The sequence below is a fragment of the Dyadobacter sp. genome (assembly GCF_051859145.1).
In the GTDB taxonomy this organism is placed as follows: Bacteria; Bacteroidota; Bacteroidia; order Cytophagales; family Spirosomataceae; genus Dyadobacter.
In genome coordinates this window covers 1-8,037 of the sequence record NZ_JBHYGF010000178.1, presented here as the reverse complement: position 1 = coordinate 8,037, position 8,037 = coordinate 1, and the positions used below count along the sequence as shown (strand labels likewise).

6 protein-coding genes are annotated in these 8,037 nt (G+C 46.7%); 4 read left to right on the top strand and 2 right to left on the bottom strand.

All coding sequences use genetic code 11. The features are described 5' to 3' along the window. Window positions 1-62: 62 nt before the first annotated feature. Window positions 63-1,349 carry a hypothetical protein gene (locus ACTIE6_RS11695; protein WP_439556809.1) on the top strand — a complete coding sequence of 429 codons (1,287 nt, stop codon included), beginning with the start codon at window positions 63-65 and terminating at the stop codon, window positions 1,347-1,349. A gap of 104 nt (window positions 1,350-1,453) precedes the next feature. Further along, complete coding sequence (locus tag ACTIE6_RS11690; RefSeq protein WP_439556810.1) at window positions 1,454-3,562, top strand: outer membrane protein assembly factor BamB family protein; 2,109 nt, start codon at window positions 1,454-1,456, stop codon at window positions 3,560-3,562. Between the two features lie 572 nt (window positions 3,563-4,134). Here the strand turns inward: ACTIE6_RS11690 and ACTIE6_RS11685 are convergent. Then, a complete protein-coding gene (locus tag ACTIE6_RS11685; RefSeq protein ID WP_439556808.1) occupies window positions 4,135-4,557 on the bottom strand; it encodes an SRPBCC family protein in 423 nt (140 codons plus the stop codon). Window positions 4,558-4,577: 20 nt separating this feature from the next. Between ACTIE6_RS11685 and ACTIE6_RS11680 the strand changes: the two genes are divergently transcribed. Both ACTIE6_RS11680 and ACTIE6_RS11675 read left to right on the top strand, forming a co-directional pair. After that, entirely contained in the window at window positions 4,578-4,832 is a 255-nt protein-coding gene (locus ACTIE6_RS11680; protein ID WP_439556807.1) for a hypothetical protein, read from the top strand. Next, window positions 4,801-5,655, top strand: coding sequence for an Rpn family recombination-promoting nuclease/putative transposase (locus tag ACTIE6_RS11675; protein ID WP_439556806.1), 855 nt, complete (start codon window positions 4,801-4,803; stop codon window positions 5,653-5,655). The genes ACTIE6_RS11680 and ACTIE6_RS11675 overlap by 32 nt, the downstream gene beginning before the upstream one ends. Before the next feature lie 37 nt (window positions 5,656-5,692). Here the strand turns inward: ACTIE6_RS11675 and ACTIE6_RS11670 are convergent. After that, on the bottom strand, window positions 5,693-8,037 hold a 2,345-nt coding region (locus ACTIE6_RS11670), incomplete at its 5' end, for a lantibiotic dehydratase (RefSeq protein WP_439556805.1).

Genomic DNA, 8,037 nt, shown 5'->3' with positions numbered 1-8,037 from the left:
CCAGTTTTTCAAGGGAAGGAATTTGTTAATCAAGAAACTGGAAAAAAAAGGAATAACGCACTATGAAATCTCCTGACGATCATATAGATAACGAATTGCGCAATGCATTGCGTAACCGGTTCGATGACTTCGAACTGCAGCCCGGCGCTGACCTGAAGAAGAACATTTTTGCACAACTTCGCACCTGGCAGCAGGAGCAGGCATTTCAGCGTACGTTAATCGTAAGTCTGCTGTTCGCCATTCTTTTTACGGGTACATTGTTTTACAGTTCAAAGCAGGGGATAGGCGGGAAAGCAGTTGCTGCGAAAGCAACAACGGTAAAATCAGAAGCAGGCACAACCGGAAAGGCAATCAGTACTTTGGCGAAAAAAGAAGAGCCGAAAAAGATTGAGATTCACGAAAATGCCAAGTCGCTAGCAGTAATGAAGAAGCGAGCTTTACAGGTTCCTGTACGGATTGTACTTGACAAAAAGGCGATTACAAATGCAAACAAGGCACAATATACCGAGCTTGCTGAAAACAAAGTTGTTGAACCAACTGTTTTCTCGAAAACTGAAAATGAAGTATCTCAGCTCGCACGGAATGAATCGGTTGTCGAAATCAATAACAATGAAAATCCAATCGAAAAACTTCAAATAGCCGAAATTGCCTATCTGAACAGCCTTCCTGCACACTTGAACAGTCCGGCACTCGCAATCACTGATTCCATTGCGTACTTCGAAGCTGCTCCGGTGAAAAAACCGAAAGAAGGTAGCGAATGGACATTATTGGCAGGCGTGACGCCTTTACAGTCTTTCCAGATCCTGAACATTTTACCTAATCAGGGGCAGCTTTACCGCAATTTTCAATTTCCGCGATCGGCTTCTTTCGAAACGCTGGGTTATAAGCTGAATGCAGGTGTGGAGAAAAACGGGTTGCAGTTTCTACTGAGCTACGGGCATTACAGGCAATCGGTGAGCTACGAAGTGGCAGGAAATGAATTTGAGATTGTTCCAAATGGCAGCAATGCAGAAGCCAGGCGAAAATATGCTTCCATCAGCTCCGAGCGTACATTGCAACTGGTTGGTCTGGGAATTCGCAAGCAGGTGGTGCCCAGCGCGCCTGCACTGCGCGCTTTTTACGGAGTGTTCGGCGCAGAATTTACCAGGGAGTTTACCGAAGGCAAAAACATGGTCTGGGCTAATGCGGGAATTGGCCGCCAGGTGCGGGTAGGACGGAATACAGCTTTACATATCGGCCCCTATTTTGAATATGGGTTCACCAAACTGCTGAATGCAGAAGGCTCCTTCCAGGTAAAGCCTTACCAGGTCGGACTATCCATTGTTTTACGTAACAAACTCGTTAAATAAGTCATTTTACTACGAAGTAAATGTCTTATTGCAGTAGGCTGAGAACATTGCGTGCTTCCATATCCGAACGGGATTTCAGATTATCTGTAACTGATCAGGATTTTATGGTAAAAATGTTACTCGCTGCAGCAGCGCTGCTTTTGGTATTTATAATGGGATTTCGGAAGTCTGCAACTGATTCTGACTGGCCCGAGTATTATGGTGACGGCGCACGCAGCCACTATTCGCCATTGCAGCAAATCCACGCAGGCAATCTGGACAAACTGGAAATTGCCTGGACCTACGCCTCCGGCGGAGCAGATACCGTGAATGGCCGCACTCAAATTCAATGTAATCCAATTATTATCAATGGTGTTCTATACGGCGTTTCAGCCGGTATTCAGGCCTTTGCCGTGGAAGCTGCGTCTGGCAAGGAGATATGGAAGACTAACCTGCAAGAAAACGGAGGTACCCTCAGCCGGGGTGTGACTTACTGGGCTGACGGCAATGATAAACGCATTTTCTTCGGTGCTGGCCGCTGGCTTTATGCATTGAATGCGGCTACCGGAAAGCTGATTGATGAATTTGGCGAACAAGGCCGCATTGATCTGAAAACGGGGATCGAACGTCCGGGCTCTGATGAGTACATCACTGCCAATACACCCAATACTATTTTTAAAAACCTGATCATTACCAGCGGGCGGCTCGCGGAAGGGGAAACCGCATTGCTGGGCGATGTGCGCGCCTTTGATACGCGTACGGGTAAGCTGGTCTGGACATTTCATACGATCCCAAAACCCGGAGAACCAGGTTACAACACCTGGTCGCCAGGCAATCCGCGTGAGCGGCTCGGCGGTGCCAATGCATGGATGGGAATGGCGGTAGACAGGCCTCGCGGGATCGTGTACGTACCGACTGGCTCGGCAGCTTATGATTTTTATGGAGGAAACAGGCACGGTGATAATTTGTACGCCAACTGTTTGCTCGCGCTCGACGCAGCAACAGGGAAGCTGCTCTGGCATTACCAGCTTGTGCATCACGATGTCTGGGACAGAGACCCGCCTTCACCGCCCAATTTGCTGACTATTACAAGGAATGGGAGAAAAGTGGATGTAGTAACGATCACAACCAAGCAGGGGCACATCTTTGTGTTCGACAGGGTAAGTGGCAAGCCGGTATTTCCAATTGAAGAAAAGCCCTTTCCGCAGGATGGGGTAGCAGGGGAAAAGGTAAGTCCAACGCAGCCAATTCCATCCTTGCCCGTTCCATTTACCCGGCAGGCTTTTACTGAAAAGGACCTTAGCCCGTTTGTGGCTGATAAAGATTCACTTATCCAGGTGATCCGCAAAGCAAGAACCGGAATGCCCTACATTCCGCTGACTGAAAAACTGACTATTTTTTACCCTGGCACCGATGGTGGTGCGCAATGGGGCGGGGCGGCTACTGATCCCGAAGGCATCATGTACGTACCCGCAAAAGAGATTCCGGTATATACTACATTGATCCCCAGAGCAGAGCCGAAGGCAAAGAATGGGGGCGGTAACAGCGGAAAGCAACTGTACAATCTGTATTGCGCAGCTTGTCACGGGGCGGATCAAAAGGGAAATCACGACGGTTCTTATCCTTCTCTCTTGCAATTGGGCAACCGGTTCAAACCAGCACAGGCTCACGAAGTACTGCAAAAGGGGCGGGGAATGATGCCTTCTTTTTCGCATATCTCGCAGGCAGAGCGGAAGGCGATCGTGGACTTTCTGTTTGACAAAGAATCAGCAGGAAACGTAGCTGTTTCTCAAAAACTGGCAATTCCTTACCAGCATACAGGATACAACCGATGGTATGACCGGAATGGTTACCCGATCAGTGCGCCGCCCTGGGGAACGCTTACTGCGGTGGACCTGAATACCGGGCAACACCGCTGGCAGGTTCCGCTGGGTGAATATCCGGAACTAACCAGGAAGGGGATACCGCCAACTGGCACCGATAATTACGGAGGTCCGCTTGTGACAGCAGGAGGGATCGTTTTCATCGCAGCCAGCCGCGACGAGAAAATCCGCGCATTTGACAAACAAACCGGAAAGATATTGTGGGAAAGCACGTTGCCAGCTGCCGGATATGCTACGCCATGTACATATATGGTTAATGGAAAGCAGTTTGTAGTAATCGCTTGTGGCGGCGGGAAGCTGAAAACCAGGTCAGGAGATCGTTACGTCGCATTTGCATTGAAAAGCAATTGAATGTACTTCCTTTATTCCGTGAACAGAATTGTTTGCCGGGTGTTAGCTTGAACAATTGCGTGCGTAAACCAACAGGTATATACGCAGGCAGTTTGTTGACGAAAAAGTAAAAGGATATTCGGGAATATCCCGCGGCAGCGCGATCGTCGGGCGGAAAATTCCCAACCACCGAAAACCTTCTCCCAACGGCGAACTGCCAGCAGGGATATTCCCGGATATATATTATGACACGTACGCGTTGGAGCAGCTACAATAACCAGCCTTTGCATCAGGCTTTGTAATAAATACCACCTTGTCCGACTGTGTAGCCAGACGTGCGTCTTGAAAAACAATCGCATTCATGAGTGAATAATTTACTGTTTTGAAATATGGCTGTCAGGTGGTTTGAAAGCCATAGTCTATTAATTTGATAGACAAAGTAAGTTTATAGTTTTAGAATAAGCAAATGCGACGACGTTATTTTCTAAAAATAATTTTGCCCGTATTATTTTACGTTAGTTCCGTGTGCTTAAAGCAACAAAAAAGCTCCATCCTGGACAGGAAAGAGCTTTTTTGACGGAAGTGAGTATCTGCTAATTGGCTTCAACGTGTTTCTTGAAGTTTTCCAGAATAGCCTGCCAGCCTTGCTGCTGCATCTCGACGGAATTTTCACTTTCGGCGTCAAAAACCTCTGTCACTGTGGTACTATCGCCTTTACTTTCAAACATCACCTTGACATTCCGGCCGTCTGCCATATTGTAATCAAGCAACTTTTCATTTTCAACCTGCGTGTACACGCCACCAAAGTCGAAGCTGAAACTGCCGTCCTTTGCTGCCATAGTGGTCGTAAAGGATCCGCCCACACGCACATCGTTTTCAGATTTGGGCGCATGCCAGTCATCAGATGCAAAACACCATTGTGTAACGTGTTCCGGCGAATTGAAATAGGTCCATACTTTTGAAACAGGTGCATTGATTGTTGTTGATACAGTTACCTTCTGAGCTTGCGTTTCCATGTCTTGTTCTTTTGTGATGGATGATGTTACAAAGTTGGCAAAACCTCACGAAATCTGCGGGTGCCGATCGTGACAAAGCTGGGGGTGAAATGCGTCAATTGTACGAACGCTTTAATTATTCATACCTGCCTTTTGTACATCGCGTGCAGCCTGCTGCTAATCAGGCGCGACAACCTGCATTTAACGGGGAGCGGGTAGGAGAGAAATATGCAATTTTGTGCAAGCACTTACCACACTATGACGATGCATATTCCGAAACCTGGCCGATTTATTGACCCGTTTACCGATTTTGGTTTCAAGAGAATCTTTGGTTCCGAGCCGAACAAGGATCTGCTTATCGATTTCCTGAATGCGCTGTTGGCTGGCGAGCGCGTTATTACCGATTTGACTTACGACAAAACTGAGCAGAATGGAATACTCCCCGGTGACCGCAAAGTGATCTTTGACTTGCTATGTAAAGGAATTGATGGGGAACAATTTATTATTGAAATGCAGCGGATTCGTCAGGAGTACTTCAAAGACAGGTGCCTCTATTATGTATCTTCGCTGATAAGGGACCAGGTTCCGGTTAGCTTAACCAAATGGGATTATCTTTTAAAACCAGTCTACCTGATCGGGATTATGGATTTCTGCTTTGATGATGCAGCCGAGCATGATTTCATTCACAGGATCAGTTTGCGATATCCGTCAGGGGAGGTATTCTATAAAAAGCTGGGCTTTGTTTACGTCGAAATTCCCAGGTTTGATAAGCAGGAGAAACAACTTTGTTCCTCCATGGATAATTGGCTGTTCTTATTGAAACATATGAATGAATTGGATAAATTACCGTTGTTTTTACGTAAGCCTGTTTTTGAAAAACTGTTTGAGATCGCTGAGGTCAGTAACTTAACCAAAGAAGAAAAGATGGCGTATGATGCAAGTTTGAAACAACAAAGAGATTGGTACGCAACTACGGAGTACCTTTTGAAGGAAGGTAAAAAGGAGGGGATCCTTTTTGCAAAACTTGAAACTGTGCGGAAAATGAAGGCGAAGGGAATGCATGAAGACCTTATCCGGGAGCTAACAGGCTTGTCGGTTGAAGAAGTCAGAAATGCTTAAAGTTGCGTCCGAATTTCTTCTAGGACGTAAGCCTCACTCAATGTGATCCGATCGGAATATTTCGGTTTTCGACTGGTTTTCTGATCGCGATCTGTGCGTCGTAGTATTTTAGCAGGCAGTGGTACAAAATAAGCTCGTAAGTTCTTTGCTGGCCGACGAAAATGCGGTTGATACTCATGTGAATCAAGCTTGCCAGTAGAGATTCTATGGGAAGGTTGTCGGTCGTGGTAAGTTGGGACAGTATTTGCTGCTGTTCTGCGCAAACATCGAATTCAGCCAGGAGCAACGTTTGATGTATCTCATTCTTGCTTTGCTGAAATCTGACATTCAGCTTTTTACGTAAGGCAGTATCTCCTTTGAATTCCTGAAAAAAACCATCTCTGAGCTTATCCAGCAATGCATGCTTTTGTTTCAATGAAAATCCTGACCGCGTGAGAATCAGGTCAGTTTTCTTCACGGCAAATAAGAAGCGCTCGTGCTCTTCGCACGTCCGGCTAGAAAGGAACCGCATGGTATCAAGCGAATCCAGATGGAAAAACTGCTCACACAATTCTATATTTTGCCGGCCATACCTGGTGATTTCTCTCTGATAATTGTCGGTCTGCATGTTATACACCACGCCCGATTTAACAAAAGGTTCAAGTGCCTTTCTGATGATCCTGATAACCTTAATGTGAAATTTAGCGGCAGGATTTCCCTTAAAGCGCAAGCGAAGATGCGGACCAGGATCCTGGTATCTCACGAAGAAAAATGAATCGATGGTTTCAGTCCGAAGCAACTTGCTTACGGTTTGATATAGCTGGCTGATCAGGAGCGATTCGTTTGATTTATCATTCGTATAGAGCTTTAGATATAACCATTCATCTCCTAAAATGTGGTTGGTTGAAATGTTATCATTCTCTATCACCGAAAAACCAGGAATAGGAGCGATGCTCCGGTCAACAAAGGGAATTACGAGTTCAGACACAAACTTTTCATTGCCATTTGTAAGAATGCATTGCTCAGACTCTCCGAGGAATTCCAGCAGCCTGACGGTCTCACTTTTTTTACAAATGTCAGCAAGCAGCTGTATGGAATCGGGCAGCGAACTATCAATCAGCAGTTCATTATCGCCAGATGCTACCACAAACCGGCCTGGCACCTTCAATTGCAGTAAATGCTGTTGAAGTGCCTGTATAGAAACTTGGGCAAATGCACTGGTTTGCAGCACCCAGCTTTCACGGGTAACAATAATCTTATCGAAGCTAATCCTTGGTAGATGCGGTTGCTTTGCGAGGAATCCCCAATCCCAGACGAGGTTCAGATTTGCATCCTGCTCCTGAAGATCGGCAAGGAAGCGGTAAGCAGGTAATCCTTTCCGGTGGTTGTGCATGTTTGACAAACGCGGGATTACCCGTTTGTTCAAACGTTTTGACCGCAGAATAATTTCACTATTCACCACGGAAACCATCAGGTCATTAACGCGGATTCTGGAAGCTTCACTTACACTTGCCTGTCCCAGATAGGGGATTTCATATTTATATAGCGCAGGTCTGTTTACGATGTTACCGGCTTTGCTATCAGGATGATGGATGATCTCAGCGAAGATTACTTCCGGGTGCATTTGCTGTTCAGTGCGCGCGCAGTGTTGCAGCTTTTCTTCCAGCCCGTCGATACCTTGGGCAAACCGGCTCATCATGTTCACGGCGGATGTTCCCTGGCAAGCGATTAAATTGAATTGAAACTTACCTTGCTCCAATGCCTGGTTCGACGCGGCGAGCAGATTTCCAAACAGAAAGAAGCTGCCTGCCTTCCTTGTACGTGTCTCTCCCGATCGGTTTTTAGAGATGAACAGGAGGTCTTCTTCTGTCAACCTGATCTCGTTTTCTCCTGCCTGAACCGCATTGAAGTACTTATCGGCTAAAAATTGCTGCCACCAGGTTTCAGCTTGCGTGACTACCGGTTCATTGGCTGGCAGATCCAGGTCTTCAATCATCGGTGAACTGGCCCCGCAGCATTTTGCACCATATCCCACGCCGACTTCTTCGTCTAACGCTTCCGCAAGTGAAACCTCTTCTCCACCATACCGCTCAATCAGTCTCTTCTTAAAATGCAGCAAATCGCCGGGTAGTCTGGATTGGTTGAGCACCATCAGTTTCTCCACGCTTGCGCTGATTTCGCTAATAAGTCTGTCACTTAGCTGATTGTGATCTGTACGAAAGAAGGTGTCCACTTTCATGACAGTCGGTCTTTGAAGCGGAAGCGCTAATCTTGACAGTTCGCTGGTAAGTTTTTCATTGGTAGTCAGAAGTTCCTGCGGGTTCTGCAACGCTGATTGAATGGCTCGAAGCGACAGGAGCAGGTCACCGGTACCGTCCAGTTTTTCAAGTACCGAAATAATGT